This window comes from Bradyrhizobium sp. 137 (genome assembly GCF_023074095.1).
Classification (GTDB): domain Bacteria; phylum Pseudomonadota; class Alphaproteobacteria; order Rhizobiales; family Xanthobacteraceae; genus Bradyrhizobium.
In genome coordinates this window covers 38,480-62,475 of the sequence record NZ_JADPKU010000102.1, presented here as the reverse complement: position 1 = coordinate 62,475, position 23,996 = coordinate 38,480, and the positions used below count along the sequence as shown (strand labels likewise).

Below are 23,996 nucleotides of genomic sequence, written 5' to 3'. Positions count from 1 at the left end.
GGATTGTCGGCACGGACTGCGGTGCTACGTCCTCGGGACTTTCGTAAGTAACTTGCGCAGAAGAGAGGTGACGATGCTGTACGCCATCCTGGCCTATCACGTGGAAGACGAGGTCTTGTCCTGGACGCCGGAGCAGGACGCCGCCGTCGTCGCCAAAGTCATCGAGGTTCAGGCGCCGCTACGAGCCAGCGGACAGTTTGGGCCGGCCGCCCGTCTGGATGAGACCCGAAAGGCCCGCACCTTGCGGGGCCCCGGCGCGGGCATGGTGCTGGACGGTCCGTTTGCCGAGACCAAGGAGCAGCTGCTGGGCTTCCACCTCATGGAATGCGCCAGCGAGGATGAGGCGATCGCGGCGGCGCGGAAGCTGCGTGCGGTCAATCCGACGGCGGTCTACGAAATCCGTCCGGTCAAGCTTTACGTGCCGGCCGACGGGTTCGGCGCGACATCCGGATGAGCCGCCGCCTTACGTATCCGGCTCCGTTCGCGCGATGCTGAAGCGCTGCATCACGACGGCGCCGAAGGCGATGAACCAGATAAAGGGCGCGACACGCGGCGCGAACGCCGCAACGATCGTGCCCGGGATGAACACCAGGAACGGAAACAGCGAGATCATGATCTCGTGACGCCATGCGCCCAGGATGGTCCACCACAGCCAGGCATTAAGGCCGGCGATCGCGGTCAGATGCAGGCCGTAGAGCACCGCCACCGCGTTGCTCATGCCGTAATTGGTGTAGAGGCCATTGGTCACAGGCAGCAGCACGATCGAGAGCAGGAAGAACAGATTGAGGATCACCGCGCCACGGCTGCCGACCGGCTGGCGCGCCAGGCGCCGGTGATGGCTGATCCAGAACACGCCAGCGATGATGAAGCTGAGCGCGAAGCCGGCGAGCTTGCCGGAATAGACATGGGCGAGATCGCTCCAGCCGGGGGCGCTGGTGAACACCGCGGCCTTGGGCAAGTCGTAGGCGAGCAGCGTCATGGCAACGCCAAAAATGGTGTTGCTGAGCGATTCCAGCCGCCGCATCTCGAACTGGTCGGGCTTGAGCTCGGTCATACCGGAGGGTTTCTCGGGCTGGAACTTGGGGCCGTCTTTCCCCCTAAATCCTAAACCCGGTTTCGTCCAGCTGCATTGCGATTCGCGCCGGGATCGCCGAGTCTCAGCCTTTCACCGGGGCGATTCGTGGCGACATATCTGGACACGCTCAATGCGGAGCAGCGCCGCGCCGTCGAGCATGGCGTGGCGGAAGGTGCGACCGTGGGCGCCCCCCTGCTCGTCATTGCCGGCGCCGGCTCCGGCAAGACCAACACGCTCGCCCACCGCGTCGCGCATCTGATCGTCGCCGGCGCCGATCCGCGCCGCATCCTGTTGATGACATTCTCCCGCCGCGCCGCGGCCGAGATGGCCGGCCGGGTCGAACGCATCGCCCGAAAAGTGCTGGGCGAGAACAACGCCGCGATCATGCGCGATGCACTCACCTGGGCCGGCACCTTCCACGGCATCGGCGCGCGCCTCTTGCGCGAATATGCCGAACGCATCGGCCTCGACCCCGCCTTCACCATCCACGACCGCGAGGACTCCGCGGACCTGATGAACCTGGTCCGGCACGAGCGCGGGCTGTCGAAAACGGAGAGCCGTTTTCCGGCCAAGGGCACGTGCCTTTCGATCTACTCGCGCTGCATCAATGCCGAGATGGAGATCGAGAAGGTTTTGGGGGTGCACTATCCCTGGTGCGCGGGCTGGGCGGCCGAGCTGAAAGGCCTGTTCGCGGCCTATGTCGAGGCCAAGCAAGCCCAGCATGTGCTCGATTACGACGATCTCCTGCTCTACTGGTCGCAGATCATGAGCGATGCGCTGATCGCGGAAGAGATCGGTGGCCGCTTCGATCACGTGCTGGTCGACGAATACCAGGACACCAACCGCCTGCAATCTTCGATCCTGCTGGCGTTGAAGCCCGACGGACGCGGGCTCACAGTGGTCGGCGACGATGCCCAGTCGATCTATTCGTTCCGCGCCGCCACAGTGCGCAACATCCTGGATTTTCCGCAGAGCTTTTCGCCGCGTGCGGAAATGATCACGCTCGACCGCAACTACCGCTCGACGCAAGCAGTGCTGGCGGCGGCCAACGGCGTCATCGGCCTCGCGCGCGAGCGCTTCACCAAGAATCTGTGGACCGACCGCGCCTCGTCGCACAAGCCGCAGCTCGTCACCGTGCATGACGAGGCCGACCAGGCCCGCTACATCGTCGAACAGGTGCTGGCCAATCGCGAGCAAGGCGCGCTGCTCAAGCACCAGGCGGTACTGTTCCGGACCTCCTCGCATTCGGGCCCGCTTGAGATCGAGCTGACCCGCCGCAACATCCCCTTCGTCAAGTTCGGCGGACTGAAATTCCTCGATGCAGCCCACGTCAAGGACGTGCTGGCGCTGCTGCGTTTCGCCGAGAATCCGCGCGACCGGGTCGCGGGTTTCCGCATCCTGCATCTGTTGCCGGGCATCGGACCCGCGACCGCGCAGCGCGTGCTGGACCAGATGGCCGAGAGCACCGATCCGCTCGCCGCGCTGGGCCAGCTCCCGGCGCCTGCTCGTGCCGGTGCTGATTGGACCGACTTCGTCCGCACGGCCCAGAATTTGCGCTATTCGGAATGGCCGACCGATCTCGAACGCGTGCGACTCTGGTACGAGCCGCATCTTGAGCGCATCCACGAGGATGCCGAGACGCGGCGCGCCGATTTGATGCAGCTCGAGCAGATTGCGAGCGGCTACGCCTCGCGCGAGAAATTTTTGACCGAGCTCACGCTCGATCCGCCCAATGCAACCAGCGACAAATCCGGTCCGCCGTTGCGCGACGAGGATTACCTGATCCTCTCCACCATCCATTCCGCCAAGGGCCAGGAGTGGAAGTCGGTGTTCGTGCTCAACGTCGTCGACGGCTGCATGCCCTCCGATCTCGGCGCCGGCACCACCGCCGAGCTCGAGGAGGAGCGCCGCCTGCTCTATGTCGCAATGACGCGCGCCAAGGACGATCTCCACCTCGTCGTGCCACAGCGCTTCTTCATCCACGGCCAGGCCGCCAAGGGCGACCGCCACGTCTACGCCTCGCGCACCCGCTTCATCCCGGAGCAGTTGGTCTATCTGTTCGAGCGCACCGCCTGGCCGAAGGCCGCGGCGGGTGCGGCGCGCACGGCGGCGCTGGGTCCGAAGATCGACATCGGGGCGAAGATGCGCGGGATGTGGCGGTAGGTTTGGGCCGGATTGAACAAACGGAAACTGAGCATTTCCGAAAGCCGCCTTGTGGCGGTGCGGCTGTTCATTAAGTGTCGTCCATCTTCCCGCAGAGACTTCATCCATGACCGCACCGCTCGAATTCGGACTGGATACCTTTGGCGACGTCACCAAGGACGCCTCCGGCGCGATGCTTTCGCATGCGCAGGTGATCCGCAACGTCGTCGACGAAGCCGTGCTGGCCGATGAGCTCGGTCTCGACTTCATCGGCCTCGGCGAACATCACCGCGCCGACTTCGCGATCTCCTCGCCCGAGACCGTGCTCGCAGCCATCGCGGCGCGCACCAGGCGCATCCATCTCGGCTCGGCCGTGACGGTGCTGAGCTCGGACGATCCGATCCGCGTGTTCCAGCGCTTCGCCACGTTGGATGCGCTCTCGAACGGGCGCGCCGAGGTGATCCTCGGCCGCGGCTCGTTCACCGAATCCTTTCCACTGTTCGGCTTCGACCTGCGCAAATACGAAGAGCTGTTCGAGGAAAAGCTCGACCTGTTCACGGCCCTGCTGTCGCAAACGCCGGTGACCTGGGAAGGCAAGCTGCGTCCGCCGCTGCGCGATCAATCGGTCTATCCGCCAATCGAGAACGGCACGCTGAAAACCTGGATCGGCGTCGGCGGCAGTCCGCAATCGGTGGTGCGTGCCGCGCATTACGGCCTGCCCTTGATGCTCGCGATAATCGGCGGCGATCCTGCGCGCTTTGCGCCCTACGTCGATCTCTATCACCGCGCGTTCAAGGAGTTCGGTCGCCCGGCGCAGCCGATCGGCGTGCATTCGCCCGGCTATGTCGCCGAGACTGACGCACAGGCGCGCGAGGAGCTATGGCCAGACTACAAGGCTATGCGTGACCGCATCGGCAAGGAACGCGGCTGGCCGCCGATGGGCCGCGACGAGTTCGTGAACGAGGCCGAGCACGGCTCGCTCTATGTCGGCGCGCCGGAAACGGTCGCACGCAAGATCGCCAAGACGGCAAAGGCGCTCGGCATCTCGCGCTTCCAGTTGAAATATTCGGCAGGTCCATTGGCGCACGAGAAGCTGATGCGCAGCATCGAGCTTTATGGGCGCAAGGTGGTGCCGATGGTGCGGGAGTTGATCGGGTAAAGTCTACCTTCGGTCTACGACGTCGCGCCCTGCTTCATCAGCCCGAGCCTGCTTGCGCCGACATAGAGCGAGAGCACGGCGGCGTTCGAGACGTTGAGACTCTTGATCTCGCCGGGCATGTCGAGGCGCGCCACAACGCTGCAGGTCTCGCGGGTCAACTGCCTGAGGCCCTTGCCTTCGGCGCCGAGCACCAGCGCCAGCGGCTCACGCAGTGCGACGTCGCCGAGATCCTCAGTGCCTTCGCTGTCGAGCCCGACGGTCTGAAAGCCGCGCTCGTTCAGCGCGGTGAGCGCGCGGGCGAGGTTTTGCACGGTGATGAGCGGCACGAGCTCGAGCGCACCGGAGGCTGCCTTCGCGAGCACGCCGGTTGCTTCCGGACTGTGACGCGCGGTGGTGACGATCGCCTTCACCGCAAAGGCCGCGGCGGAGCGCAAGATCGCGCCGACATTGTGTGGATCGGTGATCTGGTCGAGCACCAGCACCATGCCTTCCTGCTTCAATGTCTCGATGTCGGGCGAAGGCAGAGGATCGGCTTCCGCGAGCAGACCCTGATGCACGGCGTCTGGCGACAGCAGACGGTCGATCTCCTGGGGCCGGACGATCTCGGGCGCGACAGGAGTCGCGATGTTTTCGTCCGCAAGCCGCCTTGCGGCGTTCTCGGTCAGCGTCAGCTTGCGGATCCGCCGCCGAGGGTTGGCGAGCGCCATCGTGACGGTGTGCCAGCCATACAGGATGACGGGCCCGTCGGGGTGCGAATCGCGGTCGCGCCAAGCCGGCCGGCCGGCGGACTTCCCGGGCCTGTTGAAGGGCTTAGCCCCGCCGCGAGCCCCCTTGGGGCCGAATTTTCGATCCTTCATGGGCTCGCTTGTGTCACGGGCGCCGGAATATGGCAATTTGGCTGCCTTTGGGCGCGGTTTTAGCTGTTCGCCTCGGTTGACTTTGCCCCACCGCATCGCTCATAAACGCGCCCGGTCGCGCCCCGATCCGGGTTGTCGCGGCCTTCACGTTCCATGGCCGTCTTCGGTCCGCCGGCAAGGTCCGGCCCGATTGTGCTGCCGTCGAGCGGGGGAGTGTCCCGAGTGGCAAAGGGAGCTGACTGTAAATCAGCCGCCTCATGGCTTCGCAGGTTCGAGTCCTGCCTCCCCCACCAGCCTTCGCTCGCTTCGCGAGCTTCGGCTTGGCAAGCCAGGGCAGAACGTCACGGCGCAGCCGAGCCCGGACAAGACGACTTTCTCCTAGCTGCATTCCTGTTGACCGCCACTGCGGTACGCTCACATCAAAAAGCAAAACGCCCGTCCGCATCACGCGAACGGGCGTCTCGTTGGCAGCTAATCAGAGATCAGTTGTAACGGCGCAGCACGCGGTGGCCGCCGTAATAGTACGGCGCGGGCGCGCGGCGGGCGTAGCCATAGCGCGGACCGTAGCCGTAGTGCACGCGCGGCAGATAGCCCTGGCGCGGGCCGTAGCCGTAGCGATACGGCCGATAGTACGGCCGACGATAGGGATAGGCATCCGGAGCTGCGACCGCCGCGGCGCGATAGCCATAACCGTAGCCATAATTGGCGGGGGCAACGACCGCGTCTTCACGGTAGGTCGGATACGGCGCGAACGCGCCCGGGCCGGTGTAGGTCGGCCCCTGGTTGACGTAGTAATATTGCGTGGTCGGCTCGACGAGGCGCTCATAGGCGCCATAGCCGTAACCATAGCCGCCGCAACCTGTGTTGCAGCCGGAATAGACCGGCGCGACCGGCTGGCACGGATTGAAGCCGCAGGCCGCGGCTGGCGCGGTCCCCACGAACATCGCGGCAGCCGCCGCGACCAGTCCCGAAATCATCTGACGCATTACTCTCTCCTGTTAATCTTCGTTTGTTGGATTTTGACGTTTCTTAACCGGGCGGCTTGCCGGCCCCCTCGGCATGCGGCCGCGGCCGACGATGCTGCGGATTCACATTGATCTCCGGCGCGAGGATCACCGGCGGGGGATCGATGGGCACGTCCATCTGCGGCGGCAGCGGCGCCGATTGCGCGCCCCAGCTCTGATGGTAGCTCTCGGCCGGCTTCGGCAATCTGCGGTTCGCGGGCGGCTCGACCTCGAGCCGGCCGTAGCCGGGCCGCAGGCCCAACGTCGGATAATAATGGCCAACGTCGTCGGGCTGCCGCTCGGCGATATAGCGCCCGCCATAGATCGTGGGCTGCACCTGCTGGTTCTTGCCGAGGCCCCAGACGCCCTCGACAACGCTATAGGATGCGTCGATGTTGTTGATGATGATCGGCACGCCCGGACGGCCGGGAACGACAATATCGAAGCCGCCGCCGGCCAGCGCCGTCGCGGGCAGTCCGATCAGAAAAGCGGCGAGCGCCACAGCGCGCATGAGAGGACCCCATTTATCCGGCGACAACCTATCCGATCGCAACGCCGAGAGGGTTAAGGCCCGCTCACCAATTTCCGGTAAGCCTAATGTGCAAGGATTGCGCGCCGCTCAAATGCTGCAAAGCGGACTAGTGAAGCGTTAACGGCGCCGAGCTACCGACGGGAACCACGCCGAATGCTCACATCTGTTTGACCATCCAGCTACGAAATCGAACGGTTTCACCGGAACGTCCGGCGTGCTCGATATTTAGCCCCCGTTCAATCACAACGGGAGCCAACAATCATGAATATCAAACTCCTCGGCGCCGTCGCGATCGCAACCACCACTCTCGCGGGCTCCGCGATGGCACAGGCGGTGATCAATAATCCTGCCCGCTGCTCGGCCCAGTTCCCCAATGCAAACTGCCAGAATCTCGGACAGGGAAACCCGTACACCGACCGGGGCTATCGCCATCGTCGCATGTCCTATCGGCAGACCAACAGCGGCGACTGGAATAACGACTGGAGCAGGAGCCGCACCGGATTCTGGCCGACCGATGTCGCGGCGGGCGTAGCCGGTGCCGCGATCGGTACCGCGGGCGCGATCGCAACCGCTCCGTTCCGCGCCTGGGACAATTCCTACGCCTACGACAATTCGTGGGACAATCGCCGCTGGGACACCCGCACCTATGCCCAGCGTAACGGCTTCGTCTGCACGCCCGGCACCTGGTTCAAGGGCGAAGATGGCCGCCGGCACATGTGCCAGTAAACGGGACTCATATCGAACGACACAACAGGCGGCCCGCTGGGCCGCCTGATTCATGTCTTGCGACGATGATCGCGGTTCTGGCTCTTTCCGGCCAAGTCTGATATTGCGCCGCGCACGGGTGGACGGCCCCGGCATCTGCCGGCCCCTGCCACTTCCTCAAGTGTCGCCGGCTTAGCTCAGCGGTAGAGCAGCGGTTTTGTAAACCGAAGGTCGGGGGTTCAATCCCCTCAGCCGGCACCATTTGACTATCCCCCAGCCTTCGCTAGTGTTCGTTTCGGCGACAGAAATCGCTGAATTCCAGGTGTTTTTCCTTCGTCGGCGTTCGCGTCCCTCCGCAAGCTACCGCCATTTCTGTTGGTAGGAGTGTTGGTATCTACGGGATCGGGTGTTGGTAGGGGATAGACACAGCAGGGGGACGATCAATGCCACTGACCGATGTAGCCGTCCGCGGCGCGAAGAAGAGGGACAAAGCCTACAAACTGTCCGACGCCGGCGGCCTTTACTTGCTTGTCGAAGCCAACGGATCGAAATTGTGGAGGCATGCGTTTCGGTTCGCCGGCAAGCAAAAACTACTCTCGCTTGGGAAATATCCCCTCGTCAGCCTCGCGGCCGCGCGCGACGCGAACAAGCGGTTGCTGGCGGCGGGGATCGATCCGTCTGAAAAGCGGAAGGCCGACGAGAGAGCGGCTTTAGCGGCCCCCCTGACGACGTTCAATGCGCTGGCCGATGCGTGGCTGGCCAACCAGCGCGAGACGGACAAGAGCGCGACCACGCTGGACAAGTTGACGTGGATAATCGACCTCGTCCGACCGCAGATCGGCCAGCTTCAGATCGGCGCCATCACGTCCGCAAACGTGCTGGAGGCGCTCCGTAAAGTGGAAGCGACCGGCCGACATGGAAAGAACCGGTACGAGACGACGAAGCGATGCCGGGCGACGCTTAGCCGTGTGTTCTCGTATGCGGTCGCGGAGGGCCTGCGCGAATTCGACCCGGCGGCGGCTTTTGTAAAGTCCGGCCACTTGATACCACCGCAAACGAGAAGCTACGCCGCCATCGTCGAGCCGAAAGCTTTCGGCGCCCTCCTCCGCTCAATCGATGGTTACGACGGCACCAAAGAGACGCGGCTTGCCTTGCAACTCCTCGCCCTGACTGCACTGCGGCCGGGTGAACTGCGGCAGCTGCGGTGGTCATGGGTGACTGACGATATCGCCAATCCCGCCATCACGCTGCCACCCAACGTGATGAAGATGCGCAGGGAACACAAAGTCCCGCTATCCCAACAGGCGATCGCCATCATCGCAGAACTGCGCGGGAGCACCGGCTGGTCATCGATGCACGCCGAGGTCGGCGCCGACTATGTGTTCCCTAACGCGCAGCCTCGCCGCCTGATCGGCAGGGATGGCATGCCGTCGAAGCGACCTGCATTGCGGCCGATGTCCGAAGGCGCGCTGGGTTCTGCTCTCCGCCGGCTTGGGTATTCGAGCGACACGCACGTCCCCCACGGCTTCCGATCGTCCTTCTCGACCCTAGCGAATAGCTCGCGGCTCTTTGATGCTGACGTTATCGAAGCAGCGCTGGCCCACAGCGACGGCAACCAAATTCGCAGCATCTACAACCGGGCCACTTACGACGCAGACCGAGCCCGTCTCGCTCAGTGGTGGGCGGATTATCTGGACGACCTGCGCAAGTCCGGCAATGTTGTCCCGATCGCGAAGGCGCGGCGGTCGCGGTCGGCGTGACTTCAGAAGTACCGGGCTCAGCTTCTCACCGACCATTTTCGTCGTCGACATATGGTCCGTCCACGTCGGCGACGAAGCGCGGGGGAAGTCGTCGCAAGATCAATGCCGGGAATGCCACGCGTCCAGCGTGTGAAGAAGTTCTTCGCTGAAAGAGGTAAGGCCGCAAAGGTCGACACCATGGACGTTTGCCACCGTGGCCGCCGGTGCGTCACCGTCGGCGACGCGCTGGCGTCTAGCCCAGCCCGTGCGATTACCCCGACAAGCGACCATCGTGTTTGCCTGACCCCGGCTAGACGCCCGGGGTCACTTCTCGCAAATCAACGTTTGCGTCGCCTTCGCCTTCTGTCGAGCGAGGCTCAAATTCCGGTAAAGCTCCCGGAATTAGGGGGACAAATGGGGGGACAAGAGCGGGACATTATGGGGGGACAAAAATAATTTTAAGACAGGTCAGGTTTTTGCGGTCCGTCTGATTTGATCGGACATCGAACGCTTTAGCGAAAATCACAACGACAACGCCAAGCTTACTCAGGAATTTGTCCCGGGCTTGTCCCCGTTGAAATTCATGTCGAAGCTCTGCACCTTTCAGCGATCGACAGCGCGTGATTGCGGAAATGAGCGACAAAAATGAACAGCGATATGACGATCGCAGACGTCATCAAGATCTACAATTTGCCACTCAACGTTAGCCCGAAGCAGTTCTGTCAGGTCGCCGGGATCGGCATGACCCGGTTCTACGACTTGGTCAAAGACGGCACGATCCGCCTTCGCAAGAACGGCAGGTCATCGGCCGTTCCGGTCGAGGACCTATATCAGCTGCTCCGCGGCGATCCGGAAAATGTCAGTGCGGTGTACGAGGTGTCCGCCGATCGGCTTGAACGGATCAAGGCCCAACGCGGCGCCTGACCCTCTGCGCCGGCGGGGCGTGACCGCCGGCGTTTGCCCGCCCGGATGTACGGCGGCGCACCGGCGGCGCGCCGGGTTTCCCTCTTTCACCAGCGCGCCGCCCTTCCCTGACGCGAGGTTCAAGATGGGCGATCTTCTGAAATTCCCGACTGATCGAAGCCGCGCCCGACGGCGCGGCCGACGCCGTAAAGCCGCGATCGCGCAGGTCTTTGTCGTCCCTCCGGCCCGACATCGCAAGGTCGTGGCATTCGTTGTCGGGCAGATGCGCAAGCGATCGACGCTGGAAGGCGCCGAACAGGAATTGTTCGACCATCTTTGGCTTGAAGCATCGCGGCTTTCCGACCTCGGCATCGGTGACGATGAAATCGACCGTCACACTCGCGACTTCGCGCGGTCCGCTTGGCGGATCGTGCTGCAAGACCGGCCAGCGTGGGGTGTGGCATGACCGAGAAGACAACCGTGCTGCGCGCGGTGCGGGATGCGCGGCGCGAATTGGCCCCGCATCGCCAACATGGAGACCCCGCAAGGCTTCGTGTTCACATCGCCCAGCCGAAGAAGGTCGTGCTCTTGCCCGGCCGCTTCCGCGATGAAGCCTACGTGCGCCGTCACGTCGAATTCGTGCTGAGCTTGGACGCCGAGCGCGGTGAAGCCCACGTTCAAAGGAACCTGCTCGCCATCCGCCGCGTGCTGGACGAACTGGGTGTCGACCCGGCTGATGCCGATCGGGAGGTGCGAAACATCGAAGGGCGCGTTCGCGCCGAGCTATGGAAGCAGGTTCTGACGCCGGGCGGTGAACAATGAGCACCGCAGCCGCTCGCCGGCTTGCCCCGGCGAATGAGACGACCAAAGCAGCCGACAAGGAAACGGATCGCGACAATATCGCGCCGCTTCGGGTACGCGATCTGAACAAGGTCTATCGCGACAGCTACGGCCTGGTACTGCCGCCGTCCGATGACGGCCGATACGCCGCTCATGTGTGGCTGGTTCACACGGCCCGGACTGGGGCCGGCGCAGAGCAGCGCATGGACAGCTTTCTGGAATTTCGCGCCCATTGGATGTCGATCGCGGAGCGCAGCGCCGCGAAGGAAGCCGCTTTCGCGTCGACCAAGTTCTGGGGCGCAGACGAACTCGCATTCGATTTCGCGATCACATATGCCAAGCGCACCGCGTTAGGGCTCACGACGATCGGTTCGATCGACGTCGACGCCGCCGGGCGAAAGGCGATCCGGAAAGAAAAGCAGCGCGAACGCGAGCAGCGGCGCCGGCTTCGCGAACGCCTTCGCCGAAAGCCTGATGTAACCGCGGCCGCCCGCCGGGCGGACGCGATAGGCCAGATGTTGCCTCCCGGCGAATGGATCGACGTCCGGGCAATCTGCGGTGAACTGGGGCGCGGAAAGACGATCGCCTTTGGCCGCTTGACCGGCAAAACCCTCGCCGCTGCCGTCCATCGCGCGATCGAACACGGCATCAGCGAAGGCTGGCTTCAAAAGCGCGTCCTACCCGGGCCGAAGATGCCGATCGCGCAGATCGCCAAACGAAGCGCCCGCTGATGCTTATGACTTATCAAATTTCAGGCTGGACACGTTTCTTGATATCGATATCCGCACGATATCATAAAGCCGTGCGCAGCCTGAATTTGAGGCTGCGCACGCAAGTCGGATATCGATATCCAAATCGCGTGTCCACCAATTCTTCTTACTTAAAGAAGATTGCTGCCAACTCGCTGGGCACCTTTCGGCCGCGCGCACCTCGCCCGCATCAGGTCGCAACAGGTCCTGCGAGCGCCGGACGCGCCTTCGGGCGCGCCGGCGACGGGCAGACACCCGGACCGAAGATGGACACCGCCAGAACCGCGGTCAGATCATGACCGACGGCGTCCAACTCCTCCGGCTCTATCAGCGGAAGACCCCAGACGGCGACGCCGCGTTCTTTGGAACGATGGGCGACGCTTTGGTCTCAATGACCCGCGACCGAAGCCGTCGGGACGTGTGGGTCGTCACATTGCACAGTCCAAGCCAAGATCGATCAAGCTGCACGTCGGCGCCGGCGCGCCTTCCGGCGCGTCCGGCGGATCAAGACGGTTGGTACGAAGACCACACCATGAACGATGACATTCCGGAGACCTTCGCGATCGAAAGGGACAATGATGACCAACGTTGACAAGACCGACTGGGAAACTGGCGAGCACCGCGAACCGATCAAGCCTGTCGCCCCGTCACCCCGCGGTCGACCGCCCAAGCTGATCCAGTCGACGGCAGAACGGACGAACGACGCCGTCGCGGACGATCAGGGCCACCGCGATGAGACGCAGTAGCGCGGCAGGGCCGTTAGGGAGCCCGCTGATGCGCGCGCCGATCGACGGTCCTTTGCCGTGGCCTGCTTCTGCAAACGCACAGACGGCCGCGGCTGCAAGGCCTACCCCCCTCCCCCCTCATCAAAGGAACGTGTGGAGGCCAGTGCATGAGGTGCGGCACGAAGCGCCCCGATTTCTGAGCATGTCCAGTCCGGTTGAATTCCCGTTTATGTAATTGGAGAACGACGAAAGATGCCTTCAAAACCGCCTAAACCGAAGCGGCCTTCCGGCGCGCCCGGTGCCTCTCAGGCGCAGATCGCGACACATCTCGACATCAGCCAGCCCCGCGTCGCGCAGTTTGTCGGCGAAGGCGTGTTCAAGCCGCTGCCGAGCCGGAAACTTGATCTGGACGCATGCCGGATCGCCTATATTCGCTGGCTGCGCGACGAAACGAGGAAGTCCTCACAGTCGGCGGCCGCGGCGCGCGTCCAAGACGCGCGCGCGAAGGCGATCGAACTGCGGACGGCCCGCGAAGAAGGCCAGCTGTGGGATGCTGAAGCCACCAAGGCGGCCATCGAAGATATCTTAGGGACGTACCGATCAGAGCTTGAGGGCGTGGCGCCCGGTTCGACACGCGATCTGGCGATCCGGACCGCGATCCAGCAGCAAATCGACGACGCGATGGACCGTTGCCGCGCGCGTTTCGCGCGCGCCGAGCGCGCTTTGTCCAACGGCCGCGATCCATTTGACGGAGACTAAGCAATGTTTCAACGTTCAGCACGACTTGCGCGGTTGCGCATGTTCGAAATTGCGGCCGATCACTGCAAGCCGCTGTTCCCCGCGGCGCAGATTGACCCGCCGGCGGTCGACTGTCAGGCAATCATCGACGTCGAAGCGCTGATCACCGCCGCAGAACAGGAATTGCTGTCGGCGATCGCCGATAGGTTCGCGGCGTTGCGCGCGGCAGCGCGCATCCCGACCGTCGCCGAACCTATTTCGGACAGCTCGATCGCCGACTTGATCACGCCCGGCCGCGCCGTCCACCTGACCGGTGTCGCGCGTCCGACCCTCTACCGGCTCTGCAAGGATCATCCGATCGGAAGTCCAGAAGGCTTTTCGCTGTGGCGTGTGGACGAACAGCGCTTCCTGATTTCCCAGTCCCGCCTGGAACGCTTTCTGCAAAGCCGGCCGCTTCGAATGAGACGTAACGAGACGAAAAAGCCGGGACCTGAGACGCGTTGAGACGTCTTCCGCGTTGATCGGCGATGGTCGAAGCAGAGATGCTGATTGCGTCGAAGGAGCGGACGCGATGGCTTGGCGAAAACTGACGAACCACGACGGGACCACGTACTTCGTGAACCTTGAAACCGTCACGCACATCTACCGATACGAAACCGGTGGATCGTGGCTCATGTTCGCGGGCCGCAATAACCAGGGTTACGCCGCGTCGATCCACGTTAGGGAGACGCCGGACGAAATCCTTTCGGGCGTAGACCTGTCCTGACATTTTTTTGGAGACGTCTTCATGAGCGAAGAAACTTACACCAAATCCAAACTTCAGGCGGCAGTCGCTGCTGCGGTGGCAGACGAACGGCGCCGGCTCGCCGCGATCATGGGCGCGCCAGAAGCCGCCGGCCGCGAAGGTCTGGCGCTGACCCTCGCCACGACGACTAGCCAGTCGGTCGATCAAGCGCGGGCCGCTCTGGCTGCCGCGACGGCCGTTCCGGCTTCGGGCCGCGCCGGCGCAAGCCCTCTCGGTCTTTCGATCGCACAGCCGACGGCGGAAGCCAGCGGCGCCGACGCGTCGTCCCTGTGGGACAAGTCTCTGGCGTCGCGCGGAATGAAGGTCGGCGGGGGCAAGTGAATGCGAAATCCTTTCAAACGAACGGAGAACGACAAGCGCGCCGCCGCGTTGCAGGCAGAATTGAAGGCCGCGTGCGCAAAGCTCGCCGACCTCGACGCCGGCAAAGTGGCCGCTCAGGTTGACAGCGTTGCCTTCGCGAAGTGGAGCGCCGAGCGCAACGCCGCTGCGCTTGAAGTCGATCGCTTGACGGGTCTGATTGAAACCAACGAAACCGAAGCAGAGACCGCGCGGAAGGCAGAAGCCGATGCCGCCACGCGCCGGGAAATTGCGGCGGCTCGCAAAGCCGCGAACGATCTGGCGGCGCGCATCAGGACGGACGGGCAGCGGATCGCCGCCGAACTGTTGCAGCTGGCGAAGGACGCCGCGCAACAGGCCCTTGATGCCAAGCGCTTGAACGAAACTCTGCCCGACGGCGAAGCACCGATCCCGGCGGCCGACATCATCGCTCGCGACTTCGGCGCCGAACCACGCAAGGATATTGCGTCGCGCACCGTCGATCTCTGGGTCGCTGAGACCAGCGGGGACATCATTGGCGGTCAAGATGCAGTCGCGTCCGATGATGGCATTAATGGTCAAGTGCACGTCTTCGGCGGGTCAATGCGGTGGAAATGCGTCAAGCGCCGCTTCCGTGAGACGGAGTTTCATCCGGCTACATCCTTCGATTGGCCCGGGAGCTTCTATGAATTGCTCCGGTTGCCGCGCTTCGACGCACAGGGTTGCCTTTTCGACGGCAGCCTCATGGTGCCTGAGGCCGTTGCCGATCTTGACGTCGCCGCCGCGGTGGCGCCGCGGAAAAAGACGCCGCGGTCGACGCAAATCGAATTGGTCCCAGTCGACCCAGCATGGCCGCCGGCTGACGCAAAGAGCGAAGCCGATCGGAATTCGGCGCTACGATGATCTTCGGAGCGTCGCCGTTTTCTCGGTCTCGTTCCGGCGATGCTCTGTCACGGCCGCGGGTCGAAGCAAGAACGACCCGCGGCCCAAGCCTTTTCCCACCCACACGCGGTCAGCGGCTTCCGTCGCCGCTAGCATCGTGCTGGGCCGCGGAGGCCGGGAGGGCGTCCGCGGCCATTTTTCTCCACTCCAAATCAGGTATCCAAGATGGCATTGAGCGAACGACGGCTGATGACCGCTCTTGAACAGCAGAATGAAAAGTTGTCCCGCGCACGTCGGGACCTCTTTGCGGCCGAGGAAAATGTCAAAACGCTCTTGCGTGCTGAGTGTAGTTCGCTCGCAACCGCAGAAAAATACGCCGCGTGGGACGCTGCTCTTAAGTCCGCCGGACTGGAAGTCCAAAGACATGCATGGATTTTGGCCATCATCGAAAGCGGTGGAGACCCGCAGACCGAAGTAATGGGAGGCGACAATCGCTAAGATAATCGAGGCCAAGGCGGTCATCAGCGCCGAAGACAAGACCGGAGCGGTCTTCGACAAGATCGCGAAGAAGATCGAAGGGATCGCCAAATCGGCGAAGTCATCGAAGGAAGTCGACGCGCTGACGAAGTCGCTGTCCCGGGCGCAACAGCAAATGGCGGCGATCGATCGCTTCGGCGCGGCGAAAGACGGCTTTTCCAGCGCCCGGACGAAATTCCGCGAAGCGCAGGTCGCCGTTGAAAAGGCGGCGGTCGCGATGAAGCGCGGACAGGGCGACGCGGACGCGCTCGCGCGTAGCTATGAGAAAGCGCAAGCCGCAGTCTCGCGGGCATCCGCTGCGTTCGAGCGGCAGCGATCCGCCTTCGTCGGCGCCAAGCGTGGCCTTGAAGAATTCGGCGTCCCGGTCAACCGGGCGGTTTCACAGCAAGAAAAGCTGCGCGCTGCCGTCGACCGGACGAACGCGGCGCTGGACCGGCAGGCGGCGAAGTCGGAACGGTCGGCGCGCCGGCGGCAGATGATTTCCAACGCCGCCGGGCTGGCCGGCGGCTTCCTCGCGCATGAAGCCAAGCGCGGCGCCGGCAATGTGCTGCATACTTACCGCGAGTTCGACAAGGAACGCCGCTTCGGTAAGGCGGTCATGGGCCTGTCCGATGCCGAACAGGCGCCGCTTGTCGCGCAGGCGATCCACATGGGCGCCAAGACCAAATATAACGACGTTCAGGTTCTGGAAGCGCAGCGCGAACTTGCCGCGCGCGGCCTGAATAAAAATCAGGTCATGGGCATGATGGAACCGGCCGCGTCGCTCGGCATGTCCATGGACCTGACGCTGCCGGACGCCGTGAAGCAGATGGAAGGCGCGATCTTCGGCTTCCGGAAGGACACGTCGACGCAGGAAGCCGCGCTGGCGGCCGCGCGCCAGACCGCGGACTATCAGGTCAAGGCGGCGAAAGTCACCGGCATGACGCCGGAAGACATCTCGCAGCTGTACAAGTTCGGCGCAACGCCGGCGCGGCTGGCGGGTATCTCGGAAGCATCCCTGCTCGGCTTCGGCGGCGTCTTGAAGAAGGCGAATATCCGCGGCGACGAAGCGGGCACCGCGTTTCGCGCGCTGACCGCGATGACGCAGGCGCCGACCGCCGGCGCCAAAACCGCATTGCTCGCGGCCGGCATGGATTACAAAAACTACCAGACCATGCGTGACCATCTGGACGTCGACCCGTTCGCCGCCGACGTCGCGGCGCGGTACGGCGTCAAGCTGAATGGCGCGACGAAGGCCGGTCTGGGGAAAATCTTCAGCAATAAGGACGTGATCGCGGACCCGGCGAAGTTCGGCCCCGCCGTGACGTCGCTTCTTCGTGACAGCCTTGAAGGCAACGATGCGAAATCGCTGAAAAGCATCGCGGGCGCCGCGCAGCGCTACCGGAACGCCAGCGTCCAGTCGGTCGACGCAAACGCGCTGATCAAGGACCTGATGCCGAAGCTGGCCGGCAACCTGCCGCTGGCGAACGCGCTGTTCGGATCGAAGCAGGGCGGCCGCATCGCGACCGCGCTGTCCGACGAAGGGACGCTGCGGCACGTTATTGATGAAATCGAAAAGAATTCGTCCGGCTATTCGGAGAAGATCGCCGGCGAGCGCATGTCCGGCTTTGACGGCGCCGTTTCCCGTCTGGAAGGTTCGATAAAGAACCTCGAAACCGCGATCGGCCGCGCCTTCGATAACGATGGTAAAGGGGGGCCGCTGACATGGGCCACCGACATGCTTGGCAAGGGCGTGCAGGGCACCGCAGAACTTCCGCCGTGGGCAGTCGGTGCGGGCGCCGCCGCCGCTGCTGGCGGCGGCATCTACGGCGGCGTCAAGTTTGCCCAGACCATTTTTGGCGGCTTCGGCCTGTCGTCGTCGGCGGTCGCGCTGGATGGGTCCGCCGCGGCGCTCACGGCGGCCGCCGCGGAGCTATCCGCGGCCGCGGGTGTCAAGAGCATTCCCGACGCAGTCAAGAACGCTGCGCCGGCCGCAACGAGCGCCGCCGCGTCGTCATGGTGGGCTTTAGGAGCAGCTGCCGTGCCGTGGCTAGGCGCCGGCGCAGCGACCATCGGCGGGCTCTACGCGATGCACAAGTCCGTAGAGGACGCCGGCTATTCCGGCTTGACCAGCGGCGAGCGGCTACGGCTTCAGCGCGGATCGATGCGCGACGTCTATCGCCGGGCCTTTGGTTACGACGAACTGTCTTCCCCCGAAGTGTCGCCAACGATGACCTACGGGACCGGCGTCGCCGGCGACAAGCTGGTTCAGGCGCAACTGACCGGATCGGCCGAAGTTCACGGCGAAGCGAAGATCATCGTCGAAGCAAGCTCGACGCTTCTGGAAGTAGTGAGGCAGGCGCAGAATGCGGTGAAACTGTTTGGCACGCTAAACTCTAGCGGTCCGGGATCGGTCGGGCTGTCGTCCCCGGACGCGTCAGCGCCCTCGCCGCGACCGTCGACGGGCACTAGCGGCGCCGCAAGCGGGAGTTGGTGAGCGTGGACGATCAAAGCGCCTTCCGCGAAAGCGTCATCCGCGAAATCGATCAACTCCGGGCACGGCAGATCGCGACGGAAGCCATGGTCACGCAAGTGTTGGCCCTGCTTTGCGTCAAAGCTGGCCCTAATATCTCGGCAGAGTTGATTGATCAGATACGGCGAGACCTACACGTTCAAGAGGATCAGCCGAATGATCCGTTCGTCCTATTGGTGGAAGAATTCGTCGCAAAACTTGCCGACAAGATCGAACGACAAGTCCGGGTAATGATGGGCGCGAACCGGTGACAGACCGGGTACATTCCCGCGTTGTCCCCGCCGATCTTCCCCGTTGTGTCCCGGTCTCGCTTTCCGCTAGGGCTAAGCGGACCGCCGGCAGTTCGCGCTGCCAGCGGTCCTAACCTGCAACACGATGGATGAGATCATGCAGCAAGCTGAACAAACCAATATCATTGTCGGGCCTTGGGCGCACTCCTTCACGCCGATCGAACTGCTTTGGAACGAATTTCAGTCCGCGGCCAGCGAAAAGCAGCGCGTCTATGCTCTGGCGGACCAAGCCGCCGCCGGCGACCTTGAAGCGGCCGAAGCCGCATGCGACGCAGCGTATGACGCTGTGGAGGCGATCGCCGATGCGATCCTTGCCACCCCCTTCGCTTCGAAGGCGGACGTTGCCATTCAGGCTCAAGTTCTCTTGTCGCGCGGTGCCGATCCGGCGGACCTGCTTCACTACCGGCCGCAAGACCTGACGCGCTTCGTTCAGGAAGTCCGCGGCCTCGCCCAGCTGTAGACGCGCGCATGACAGCGGACCGCACCGATCGGATGAAAGCCCTCAGCAAGCTGGCGCTGGGCATTGTCAGCCGGTGCGGCGAGCGTTTCTGTATCGATCGCGCGGACGGCCGCTGGCGGCTGTCGGAAGTCCGTCATAACGAATTCCGGCTCACGCTGTCGCGACCGATCGACGATGGGGACCGGACGTCCGCGCTGGACATCCGGTTCGACGGCAAGACCGTCCTGCACGTCGAATGGACGACTGAGAGAGTGCTACGGATGTCATACCGGCCCGGCGCGTGGGAAGCCCTACTGCTTCGTTACGATCGCGCGCCGGTGCTGGCGGGATATCAAGAACGGTGATTATTGTTCGGGCTGCGACGAAGGGATCGACATTGCCGATTTGATACGGCACGTTTAGGCGGCGCATCTTGGCTTTCCTGATGCGCCCCCGCTGCTCGCGAACAGTTAAAGGTTGTTGCAATGGGAAGTCCGATCCGATTTGGGGCCGAAGGGATCGAAATTCACGTGAATGGAAAGCGATATTCTTCGCTTCCGGGAACGGTGGCCTTGATCTGCACAATCAGCCTCACGGCGTTTTGGGCCGCTACGCGTGGTACTGGCTGGAGCGCATTTTTTGGGTGGATCGTTATTGTCGCGCCGCTCGCGTTTCTAGTTGGCGCTCTAATCTGGTTCGGTGCCCTTGCTCATGCCGAATGGCTTTTCGCTCGCTGGTACCGTGCGGCTGTTGGCATCGTCATTGCCGTTGTGCTGGTTGCTCTTGAAGCGGGGGAATTTCGGCTTCCGTCTGGCGAGAAACTCAACGGGTATGTCTGGGCGGCAATAATTTTAGTCGTTCTCGCGATCGGCGCCGTCGCTCGGTGGCGTATGAGCGAAGCCCGTCGCAGGTAATTCTTTGATGGCCTTCTGCTGGCTTAGACATCGCCCAAGAACGCATGCCGGACCGACGAAGTCCGCGATCGTCGGATCGACGACCTGTTCGAAATAGCGGTCGATGTTATGCCGGCCCGACCGCCTGTGCTACCTTGTGGAAGGTCGTCCAACCCCAGCCGATCGCCGCGCTTGCCACGGCGACGTCACGGAGTTGATCAAAGGTGATCGGTAGCTGCGGCCTGCGCGGTCGATCAGGCCAGTGAGGCGGATGTTTTCCAGTAAGGGGCGCCCATGATCGAATTTTTCCGATCTGCCATTTTGGCCCGCAGCGCTTCGATTGGATCAGGCCGACCCATTGCGGGTTGTCGGTCGACACGTTCAAGGCAGTCTGGCCGGTCAAGCCGATCCGGTTCACGCCGTCCAGCCGTGGGCATCGATGGGTGCGCGCGCGGCTGGACGCCTGGCTCGAAACGCTCGGCACAAACGATCCCCAAACAGGCAGCGTACGGCGCAGATTTGGGGACATGCTCGGCAGGCCGTCGCAACCGATCACGACAAGGCGTCGGCGCGTGAGCGGACCTGACGCGGCTCGCGGGCAACCGAAGCGCCGGGCAAAGGACAAGGCACGCAGATCAATAGTCACTCTTGAGCAACTTCCCTTGTTCGCCGACGAATGGTCGCTGAGCGAGGCCCTTTTAGGGCCCGGCAAATACACCCATTGGCGGGCCGTCGTTACTTTGCTCGAAGGACGGGGCTTCCCAAAAATCGACGGCTTGATGGGCGGTCGATACACGGGCGCTGTCCGCGCTTTCTTCGACCATCAATATGGCATTTGCGACGCGACCCAAGTACTGGCGCCGCATCAGCCCGCGAACTTAGGAGCAGCCCATAAAAGAAAGCGCAGGCCCTGACACCCATGGGCGGGGCCGCCGGCCGGGGGGCCGGCGACCCCTCGCCGCGAAGGCGTCAGTACGCGAAACAAGGACGACCTCGCGACTGCATCTAGCATCGGCGCCGTCCCTGGCAAGCGCAATGAGATACGATCGTTAGTGTTACTTGGAGGGCTTAGTGGCCGCTGGTGGCTTGGCTGCTGGCCTGCGCGAGGTGATCGCCTCTACCTTCTTCAGCGTCTGTGCAAACTCAGATCGGAGATATTGTTCGTGCTTCCGGTCTGTAGGCTCCGAGAGGAATGCAACCTTTACCAGGAAGCGGTTCAGTAGCGATGCTATCGCGAGGTTGTCCGAGTGTTGCGAGCGCAGGGCCGTGAGTTGCCGACGCATCTCGATAAGATCAAGTTTTCCGTGGTCTGACTGCTGTTTCAAATAGAATGGCCTGCAACCAAACGAAGCCGCCGCGTCGAATATAATGGCGCGACGGCTTCGCCACTGGGGACCCGGACTAAGGGCAATGTCCGGCCATACGAAGCTAGCGCTCCGCAGCTTCGGTGCAATCAACCTCTGGAATTAAGCTTGATGTCGCGGAGGCGGGTTAATTCTGGAACCGCGAGGCAGGAGCATTCAACGTGATCGAGCCGGTCAGACCGCCAAGGCTCACGACGCACGGACCTGTGCTCGTTGCCGCTCGACTTCCTCAGCGTCTTTATCGTCTATAGTCATTAGGGAGTTCTTGGCATCGCCGTGAACCTTCAGCAGTTCGTCGAGCTTCGCATGAATGGCCTGCGTGTCGCGGTGCTCGGCGCGCTGGATCACGAGGGTCATTCCCCAGGTCGCGAGAGTGGCAAACGAATGCCACTCTAGGCCATTGCCGAAGACGACCCAAAGCGCGGCATAAATGAGAAAGACGACGAACGCGGCTGGCCGCGAGGCAAGCACGCCGATATTTGTCAACCAGCCTCGGACTTCCTTCAGGGCCATGACGATCAACTGGCGCTGCCTTGGTCGGTTCCAGAAAGCTTACAACTCGCGATCCATTGCCGGATGTCTGCGGTTCTTCACCTTGGTCCAGTGCTTCTGACGCCCACCGCGGTACGGCCGCTCGCGATGCTTTGAGACCAGCCCCTCAAGGCCCATGCGACAGGCGGCCCGGAATAGCTCCGGGCCGATCTCGCCGCGCTCAAACGGCGCAACGGTGATGCCGTCCGGCCGGCGCGCCAGCAGCCGCGCGAGGTTCGTCTTCCGTAGATGGAGCGGTAGGTCGCGCAGGTCGTCGCCGCCCAGCGCGAGAACATCGAAAGCGTAGAACTGGACTTCGTGATCGTGCTTGCGGGAGTGCAGCGCATTGAAATCAGAGATACCGTCGACGCCGAGGATCACGGCTTCACCATCGATGACGAAGTGCTTCTGGCGGTTCTTCAGCGCGGCCTCGGCGATCCAGGAATAGCGCTTGGTCCAGTCGGTCCCGTTGCGGGAGAGTAGACGCACGCGCTTGTCCTCCCGAATGACCAGCATTCGGTAGCCATCGTGCTTTACTTCATGGAGCCAGTCCGGGCCCGATGGGACCTGCTTGCCGGCCGTTGCCAGGCAGAGTTCGTATGCCATACGCATGGACCAGAAATAGGTGTTTGCGGCTAGTTTGCGAGGCAGGAACCCCGATTAGAGCTTCCCTTTTTGCATCGACGACGAAGGCGTTCGGCATCTGCGGCACATCGTCGGGATTGCCGGGGTCCATCCGATTGCAGACTGGGCACTGTTAGCCGGGAGCGCCGACAGGGCCGGCTCTCGCTACCCCAGAATGGCCGGTCAGGTGTGCTTCGCGAACCCACCGGCTGTCGCCCCATCGTGCGCAGAGCTTCACGGATCAAGCGCTTTGGCGCAGTGGCAGCGCAAGCTGCACGGCAAAGGGCCGTGTCGCATTACCCTCGATAAAGGCTTGCAGCGCAGGTGAGACGTCGATTGCGCTGTCCGTGGCTCGTTGCGCGAGCTCGTCAGCGATATCGGCCGTGGCATCTCGCGACCAGCCCTCGACGGCGTTGAACGCGACGATCCGCAAGGGATAGGCGTACTGGCCCGCGAGGATGTCGCTCAGCACGGTCTCCCGGTCGGTCTCGGCCTCGTCGGTCTCGCGCCAGGCGCAGCCTGCGCGGGCGCCGAAATCTTCCAACACGAGATAGATGTCCCGATCGAGACGATCGGAAGGCACGATCGAGGGGCCGTGACGCATTACGCAACTCCACTGCTGACTAAAGCCAACGACTGTGCGAGGTGCGGGGTTCCCCAGAGGTAGCCGTCAGAATAGCGCATCCCGGGAACGCGCACTTGTTCTGGCAAGTTGAGCGTGAAGCTGAGGAAGTGCCGTGGTTCAATCTGACGCCGACCGGTTCAAAGGCAGGGCTGAGGAATGCCGCCGTTTGGCGGAGGAGGCCATTAGCGAAGAGGACAAGGGAGCATGGCTGCGCCTAGCGGCCGAGTGGGACAAGCTTGCCGAAAGCGCGTTGCACAGGCGTGGCATTTTCGACCGTTACGAGTGAAGGTCCCGCCTGCGAAAGTCTACGATTACAAGAGGCGGACATAACTACCGCTCTCGTGCAGTTCCAGCCAGCCCCTCTCTACCGCATGCTTGATCCCTGCGCCAAACTCCTCGCCGCTAGCCTTCAGCGCGTAGAGGAACGGGGCGTTGATCTTCTCGATATGGATGCGACCGTCCTGGACGGGCTCGATGCCGGCGGTAATCTCGACCAGCTTGCGGGCAGCGGCTTCCGGATCGGCGAAAGGACGTTCGGTGGTGAGCTTCATGCGGCGGTCAGGCGGTGAGCGGTGCGGACGTGGGCGTCGAGAGTGCGAGTGGTAACTACCTCGCCGCAGAAGCAGCGCGCAATCCCTTCCGGGCGCTGTGTGGGCAACGGTAGCGCCAGATCGTGCATTTGGTGTTTCCAAGTCGTCCAGTCTCGCTCGCGGCGCCACGCCTCGAAATCGGCCTCCGTACGCGTGCCCGCCAACTCCTCCCACGCGGCGTGGAAGTCGGCGCGTGCCCCGTCAAACGTTTCGGCGATCCCAGTTCGATGTTTGCCCGGGTCAATGCCGGGGTAAAAGCCGCAAGACCACCCCCATTGCGGGGCTGAATTTGGAACGCCAGCGCGCCGGCCGATAATGCCGACCCGCACGTCGCCGAAACAGATCAGCCACGTTTCGCGATCTGGATCGTCCTTGCTGCGGCGGCGGGTAAGATTGGGCATATCGCATCAAAGCGCCATCT

At 63.2% G+C, this 23,996-nt stretch carries 32 protein-coding genes and 2 tRNA genes; 24 read left to right on the top strand and 10 right to left on the bottom strand.

The annotated features are described in order from the left end of the window. Nucleotides 1–73 precede the first annotated feature (73 nt). Complete coding sequence (locus IVA78_RS27590) at nucleotides 74–454, top strand: YciI family protein (protein WP_247280939.1); 381 nt, start codon at nucleotides 74–76, stop codon at nucleotides 452–454. Between the two features lie 9 nt (nucleotides 455–463). Here IVA78_RS27590 and IVA78_RS27585 read toward each other — a convergent pair whose 3' ends face one another. Further along, the gene (locus IVA78_RS27585) at nucleotides 464–1,054 is read right to left on the bottom strand and encodes a TMEM175 family protein (RefSeq protein ID WP_247280938.1); all 591 of its coding nucleotides are present in this window, start codon (nucleotides 1,052–1,054) and stop codon (nucleotides 464–466) included. Nucleotides 1,055–1,180: 126 nt separating this feature from the next. Between IVA78_RS27585 and IVA78_RS27580 the strand changes: the two genes are divergently transcribed. Further along, nucleotides 1,181–3,238: an ATP-dependent helicase gene (locus tag IVA78_RS27580; RefSeq protein ID WP_247418187.1), complete on the top strand. Its 2,058-nt coding sequence runs from the start codon at nucleotides 1,181–1,183 to the stop codon at nucleotides 3,236–3,238. Nucleotides 3,239–3,344: 106 nt separating this feature from the next. Next, a complete protein-coding gene (locus IVA78_RS27575; RefSeq protein WP_247280936.1) occupies nucleotides 3,345–4,376 on the top strand; it encodes an LLM class flavin-dependent oxidoreductase in 1,032 nt (343 codons plus the stop codon). A 14-nt stretch (nucleotides 4,377–4,390) separates the two neighbouring features. Here IVA78_RS27575 and rlmB read toward each other — a convergent pair whose 3' ends face one another. Continuing rightward, entirely contained in the window at nucleotides 4,391–5,233 is an 843-nt protein-coding gene (rlmB, locus tag IVA78_RS27570; protein ID WP_247280935.1) for a 23S rRNA (guanosine(2251)-2'-O)-methyltransferase RlmB, read from the bottom strand. Between the two features lie 207 nt (nucleotides 5,234–5,440). Here rlmB and IVA78_RS27565 point away from each other — a divergent pair. Next, a tRNA-Tyr gene (locus IVA78_RS27565) sits at nucleotides 5,441–5,526 on the top strand. Between the two features lie 189 nt (nucleotides 5,527–5,715). Here the strand turns inward: IVA78_RS27565 and IVA78_RS27560 are convergent. Together IVA78_RS27560 and IVA78_RS27555 are read right to left on the bottom strand one after the other, a co-directional pair. Beyond that, complete coding sequence (locus IVA78_RS27560; protein ID WP_247280934.1) at nucleotides 5,716–6,219, bottom strand: hypothetical protein; 504 nt, start codon at nucleotides 6,217–6,219, stop codon at nucleotides 5,716–5,718. Nucleotides 6,220–6,262: 43 nt separating this feature from the next. Further along, a complete protein-coding gene (locus tag IVA78_RS27555) occupies nucleotides 6,263–6,748 on the bottom strand; it encodes a hypothetical protein (RefSeq protein ID WP_247280933.1) in 486 nt (161 codons plus the stop codon). 282 nt (nucleotides 6,749–7,030) lie between these two features. Between IVA78_RS27555 and IVA78_RS27550 the strand changes: the two genes are divergently transcribed. From IVA78_RS27550 to IVA78_RS27460, 19 genes are all read left to right on the top strand, one after another. Continuing rightward, nucleotides 7,031–7,495 (top strand): hypothetical protein, encoded by a 465-nt coding sequence (locus tag IVA78_RS27550; RefSeq protein WP_247280932.1) that lies wholly within the window; start codon nucleotides 7,031–7,033, stop codon nucleotides 7,493–7,495. Between the two features lie 165 nt (nucleotides 7,496–7,660). Continuing rightward, nucleotides 7,661–7,735 (top strand) — tRNA-Thr (locus tag IVA78_RS27545). Nucleotides 7,736–7,917: 182 nt separating this feature from the next. Further along, a complete protein-coding gene (locus IVA78_RS27540) occupies nucleotides 7,918–9,234 on the top strand; it encodes an integrase arm-type DNA-binding domain-containing protein (RefSeq protein ID WP_247468738.1) in 1,317 nt (438 codons plus the stop codon). A 636-nt stretch (nucleotides 9,235–9,870) separates the two neighbouring features. Continuing rightward, nucleotides 9,871–10,137, top strand: a complete 267-nt coding sequence (locus tag IVA78_RS27535; protein ID WP_247468736.1) for a hypothetical protein — start codon at nucleotides 9,871–9,873, stop codon at nucleotides 10,135–10,137. Nucleotides 10,138–10,261: 124 nt separating this feature from the next. Then, a complete protein-coding gene (locus IVA78_RS27530; RefSeq protein WP_247280929.1) occupies nucleotides 10,262–10,582 on the top strand; it encodes a hypothetical protein in 321 nt (106 codons plus the stop codon). Next, nucleotides 10,579–10,938, top strand: coding sequence for a DUF6074 family protein (locus IVA78_RS27525; protein WP_247280928.1), 360 nt, complete (start codon nucleotides 10,579–10,581; stop codon nucleotides 10,936–10,938). The genes IVA78_RS27530 and IVA78_RS27525 overlap by 4 nt, the downstream gene beginning before the upstream one ends. Beyond that, complete coding sequence (locus tag IVA78_RS27520) at nucleotides 10,935–11,687, top strand: hypothetical protein (RefSeq protein WP_247468734.1); 753 nt, start codon at nucleotides 10,935–10,937, stop codon at nucleotides 11,685–11,687. Before IVA78_RS27525 ends, IVA78_RS27520 begins: the two co-directional genes overlap by 4 nt. Nucleotides 11,688–12,280: 593 nt before the next feature. Then, nucleotides 12,281–12,451 carry a hypothetical protein gene (locus IVA78_RS27515; RefSeq protein WP_247468733.1) on the top strand — a complete coding sequence of 57 codons (171 nt, stop codon included), beginning with the start codon at nucleotides 12,281–12,283 and terminating at the stop codon, nucleotides 12,449–12,451. 231 nt (nucleotides 12,452–12,682) lie between these two features. Then, the gene (locus tag IVA78_RS27510) at nucleotides 12,683–13,189 is read left to right on the top strand and encodes a hypothetical protein (RefSeq protein ID WP_247280925.1); all 507 of its coding nucleotides are present in this window, start codon (nucleotides 12,683–12,685) and stop codon (nucleotides 13,187–13,189) included. Between the two features lie 39 nt (nucleotides 13,190–13,228). After that, nucleotides 13,229–13,672, top strand: a complete 444-nt coding sequence (locus IVA78_RS27505) for a hypothetical protein (protein WP_247280924.1) — start codon at nucleotides 13,229–13,231, stop codon at nucleotides 13,670–13,672. A gap of 67 nt (nucleotides 13,673–13,739) precedes the next feature. Further along, entirely contained in the window at nucleotides 13,740–13,934 is a 195-nt protein-coding gene (locus IVA78_RS27500) for a hypothetical protein (protein ID WP_247280923.1), read from the top strand. 21 nt (nucleotides 13,935–13,955) lie between these two features. Beyond that, on the top strand, nucleotides 13,956–14,294 hold the full coding sequence (locus IVA78_RS27495; RefSeq protein ID WP_247280922.1) for a hypothetical protein: 339 nt from the start codon (nucleotides 13,956–13,958) through the stop codon (nucleotides 14,292–14,294). Further along, on the top strand, nucleotides 14,295–15,191 hold the full coding sequence (locus IVA78_RS27490) for a hypothetical protein (RefSeq protein WP_247280921.1): 897 nt from the start codon (nucleotides 14,295–14,297) through the stop codon (nucleotides 15,189–15,191). It abuts the gene before it with no gap. Between the two features lie 204 nt (nucleotides 15,192–15,395). Beyond that, on the top strand, nucleotides 15,396–15,668 hold the full coding sequence (locus tag IVA78_RS27485) for a hypothetical protein (protein ID WP_247280920.1): 273 nt from the start codon (nucleotides 15,396–15,398) through the stop codon (nucleotides 15,666–15,668). A gap of 154 nt (nucleotides 15,669–15,822) precedes the next feature. Beyond that, on the top strand, nucleotides 15,823–18,183 hold the full coding sequence (locus IVA78_RS27480) for a phage tail tape measure protein (RefSeq protein ID WP_247468731.1): 2,361 nt from the start codon (nucleotides 15,823–15,825) through the stop codon (nucleotides 18,181–18,183). A 2-nt stretch (nucleotides 18,184–18,185) separates the two neighbouring features. Beyond that, nucleotides 18,186–18,470, top strand: coding sequence for a hypothetical protein (locus tag IVA78_RS27475; RefSeq protein WP_247280918.1), 285 nt, complete (start codon nucleotides 18,186–18,188; stop codon nucleotides 18,468–18,470). A gap of 136 nt (nucleotides 18,471–18,606) precedes the next feature. Further along, entirely contained in the window at nucleotides 18,607–18,969 is a 363-nt protein-coding gene (locus IVA78_RS27470) for a hypothetical protein (protein ID WP_247468729.1), read from the top strand. An 8-nt stretch (nucleotides 18,970–18,977) separates the two neighbouring features. Beyond that, nucleotides 18,978–19,313 carry a hypothetical protein gene (locus tag IVA78_RS27465; RefSeq protein WP_247468727.1) on the top strand — a complete coding sequence of 112 codons (336 nt, stop codon included), beginning with the start codon at nucleotides 18,978–18,980 and terminating at the stop codon, nucleotides 19,311–19,313. Between the two features lie 120 nt (nucleotides 19,314–19,433). After that, nucleotides 19,434–19,862, top strand: coding sequence for a hypothetical protein (locus IVA78_RS27460; RefSeq protein ID WP_247468726.1), 429 nt, complete (start codon nucleotides 19,434–19,436; stop codon nucleotides 19,860–19,862). Between the two features lie 106 nt (nucleotides 19,863–19,968). Here the strand turns inward: IVA78_RS27460 and IVA78_RS27455 are convergent, their stop codons facing one another. Next, nucleotides 19,969–20,487, bottom strand: coding sequence for a hypothetical protein (locus tag IVA78_RS27455; RefSeq protein WP_247280914.1), 519 nt, complete (start codon nucleotides 20,485–20,487; stop codon nucleotides 19,969–19,971). A gap of 16 nt (nucleotides 20,488–20,503) precedes the next feature. Between IVA78_RS27455 and IVA78_RS27450 the strand changes: the two genes are divergently transcribed. Beyond that, nucleotides 20,504–20,755 carry a hypothetical protein gene (locus tag IVA78_RS27450; protein WP_247280913.1) on the top strand — a complete coding sequence of 84 codons (252 nt, stop codon included), beginning with the start codon at nucleotides 20,504–20,506 and terminating at the stop codon, nucleotides 20,753–20,755. A gap of 639 nt (nucleotides 20,756–21,394) precedes the next feature. Here IVA78_RS27450 and IVA78_RS27445 read toward each other — a convergent pair. From IVA78_RS27445 to IVA78_RS27425, 5 genes are all read right to left on the bottom strand, one after another. Continuing rightward, nucleotides 21,395–21,718, bottom strand: coding sequence for a low affinity iron permease family protein (locus IVA78_RS27445; RefSeq protein ID WP_247280959.1), 324 nt, complete (start codon nucleotides 21,716–21,718; stop codon nucleotides 21,395–21,397). A 39-nt stretch (nucleotides 21,719–21,757) separates the two neighbouring features. Beyond that, nucleotides 21,758–22,342, bottom strand: a complete 585-nt coding sequence (locus IVA78_RS27440; protein ID WP_346275318.1) for an RNA ligase family protein — start codon at nucleotides 22,340–22,342, stop codon at nucleotides 21,758–21,760. Nucleotides 22,343–22,601: 259 nt separating this feature from the next. Next, on the bottom strand, nucleotides 22,602–22,964 hold the full coding sequence (locus tag IVA78_RS27435; RefSeq protein ID WP_247280911.1) for a hypothetical protein: 363 nt from the start codon (nucleotides 22,962–22,964) through the stop codon (nucleotides 22,602–22,604). Between the two features lie 332 nt (nucleotides 22,965–23,296). Further along, nucleotides 23,297–23,536 (bottom strand): hypothetical protein, encoded by a 240-nt coding sequence (locus IVA78_RS27430; protein ID WP_247280910.1) that lies wholly within the window; start codon nucleotides 23,534–23,536, stop codon nucleotides 23,297–23,299. Beyond that, on the bottom strand, nucleotides 23,533–23,976 hold the full coding sequence (locus IVA78_RS27425; RefSeq protein ID WP_247280909.1) for a hypothetical protein: 444 nt from the start codon (nucleotides 23,974–23,976) through the stop codon (nucleotides 23,533–23,535). The genes IVA78_RS27430 and IVA78_RS27425 overlap by 4 nt, the downstream gene beginning before the upstream one ends. Nucleotides 23,977–23,996: the final 20 nt, after the last annotated feature.

What these genes read in the sequence shown, in the direction of transcription:
- IVA78_RS27590 (WP_247280939.1), top strand. Translation starts at nt 74, where the DNA reads ATGCTGTACGCCATCCTGGCCTATCACGTGGAAGACGAGGTCTTGTCC.
- IVA78_RS27560 (WP_247280934.1), bottom strand. Translation starts at nt 6,219, where the DNA reads ATGCGTCAGATGATTTCGGGACTGGTCGCGGCGGCTGCCGCGATGTTC.
- IVA78_RS27500 (WP_247280923.1), top strand. Translation starts at nt 13,740, where the DNA reads ATGGCTTGGCGAAAACTGACGAACCACGACGGGACCACGTACTTCGTG.
- rlmB (WP_247280935.1), bottom strand. Translation starts at nt 5,233, where the DNA reads ATGAAGGATCGAAAATTCGGCCCCAAGGGGGCTCGCGGCGGGGCTAAG.
- IVA78_RS27550 (WP_247280932.1), top strand. Translation starts at nt 7,031, where the DNA reads ATGAATATCAAACTCCTCGGCGCCGTCGCGATCGCAACCACCACTCTC.
- IVA78_RS27445 (WP_247280959.1), bottom strand. Translation starts at nt 21,718, where the DNA reads ATGGCCCTGAAGGAAGTCCGAGGCTGGTTGACAAATATCGGCGTGCTT.
- IVA78_RS27535 (WP_247468736.1), top strand. Translation starts at nt 9,871, where the DNA reads ATGACGATCGCAGACGTCATCAAGATCTACAATTTGCCACTCAACGTT.
- IVA78_RS27495 (WP_247280922.1), top strand. Translation starts at nt 13,956, where the DNA reads ATGAGCGAAGAAACTTACACCAAATCCAAACTTCAGGCGGCAGTCGCT.
- IVA78_RS27525 (WP_247280928.1), top strand. Translation starts at nt 10,579, where the DNA reads ATGACCGAGAAGACAACCGTGCTGCGCGCGGTGCGGGATGCGCGGCGC.
- IVA78_RS27520 (WP_247468734.1), top strand. Translation starts at nt 10,935, where the DNA reads ATGAGCACCGCAGCCGCTCGCCGGCTTGCCCCGGCGAATGAGACGACC.
- IVA78_RS27480 (WP_247468731.1), top strand. Translation starts at nt 15,823, where the DNA reads ATGGCGGCGATCGATCGCTTCGGCGCGGCGAAAGACGGCTTTTCCAGC.
- IVA78_RS27435 (WP_247280911.1), bottom strand. Translation starts at nt 22,964, where the DNA reads ATGCGTCACGGCCCCTCGATCGTGCCTTCCGATCGTCTCGATCGGGAC.
- IVA78_RS27555 (WP_247280933.1), bottom strand. Translation starts at nt 6,748, where the DNA reads ATGCGCGCTGTGGCGCTCGCCGCTTTTCTGATCGGACTGCCCGCGACG.
- IVA78_RS27440 (WP_346275318.1), bottom strand. Translation starts at nt 22,342, where the DNA reads ATGGCATACGAACTCTGCCTGGCAACGGCCGGCAAGCAGGTCCCATCG.
- IVA78_RS27510 (WP_247280925.1), top strand. Translation starts at nt 12,683, where the DNA reads ATGCCTTCAAAACCGCCTAAACCGAAGCGGCCTTCCGGCGCGCCCGGT.
- IVA78_RS27585 (WP_247280938.1), bottom strand. Translation starts at nt 1,054, where the DNA reads ATGACCGAGCTCAAGCCCGACCAGTTCGAGATGCGGCGGCTGGAATCG.
- IVA78_RS27575 (WP_247280936.1), top strand. Translation starts at nt 3,345, where the DNA reads ATGACCGCACCGCTCGAATTCGGACTGGATACCTTTGGCGACGTCACC.
- IVA78_RS27515 (WP_247468733.1), top strand. Translation starts at nt 12,281, where the DNA reads ATGATGACCAACGTTGACAAGACCGACTGGGAAACTGGCGAGCACCGC.
- IVA78_RS27430 (WP_247280910.1), bottom strand. Translation starts at nt 23,536, where the DNA reads ATGAAGCTCACCACCGAACGTCCTTTCGCCGATCCGGAAGCCGCTGCC.
- IVA78_RS27485 (WP_247280920.1), top strand. Translation starts at nt 15,396, where the DNA reads ATGGCATTGAGCGAACGACGGCTGATGACCGCTCTTGAACAGCAGAAT.
- IVA78_RS27425 (WP_247280909.1), bottom strand. Translation starts at nt 23,976, where the DNA reads ATGCCCAATCTTACCCGCCGCCGCAGCAAGGACGATCCAGATCGCGAA.
- IVA78_RS27505 (WP_247280924.1), top strand. Translation starts at nt 13,229, where the DNA reads ATGTTCGAAATTGCGGCCGATCACTGCAAGCCGCTGTTCCCCGCGGCG.
- IVA78_RS27540 (WP_247468738.1), top strand. Translation starts at nt 7,918, where the DNA reads ATGCCACTGACCGATGTAGCCGTCCGCGGCGCGAAGAAGAGGGACAAA.
- IVA78_RS27460 (WP_247468726.1), top strand. Translation starts at nt 19,434, where the DNA reads ATGGGAAGTCCGATCCGATTTGGGGCCGAAGGGATCGAAATTCACGTG.
- IVA78_RS27530 (WP_247280929.1), top strand. Translation starts at nt 10,262, where the DNA reads ATGGGCGATCTTCTGAAATTCCCGACTGATCGAAGCCGCGCCCGACGG.
- IVA78_RS27470 (WP_247468729.1), top strand. Translation starts at nt 18,607, where the DNA reads ATGCAGCAAGCTGAACAAACCAATATCATTGTCGGGCCTTGGGCGCAC.
- IVA78_RS27490 (WP_247280921.1), top strand. Translation starts at nt 14,295, where the DNA reads ATGCGAAATCCTTTCAAACGAACGGAGAACGACAAGCGCGCCGCCGCG.
- IVA78_RS27465 (WP_247468727.1), top strand. Translation starts at nt 18,978, where the DNA reads ATGACAGCGGACCGCACCGATCGGATGAAAGCCCTCAGCAAGCTGGCG.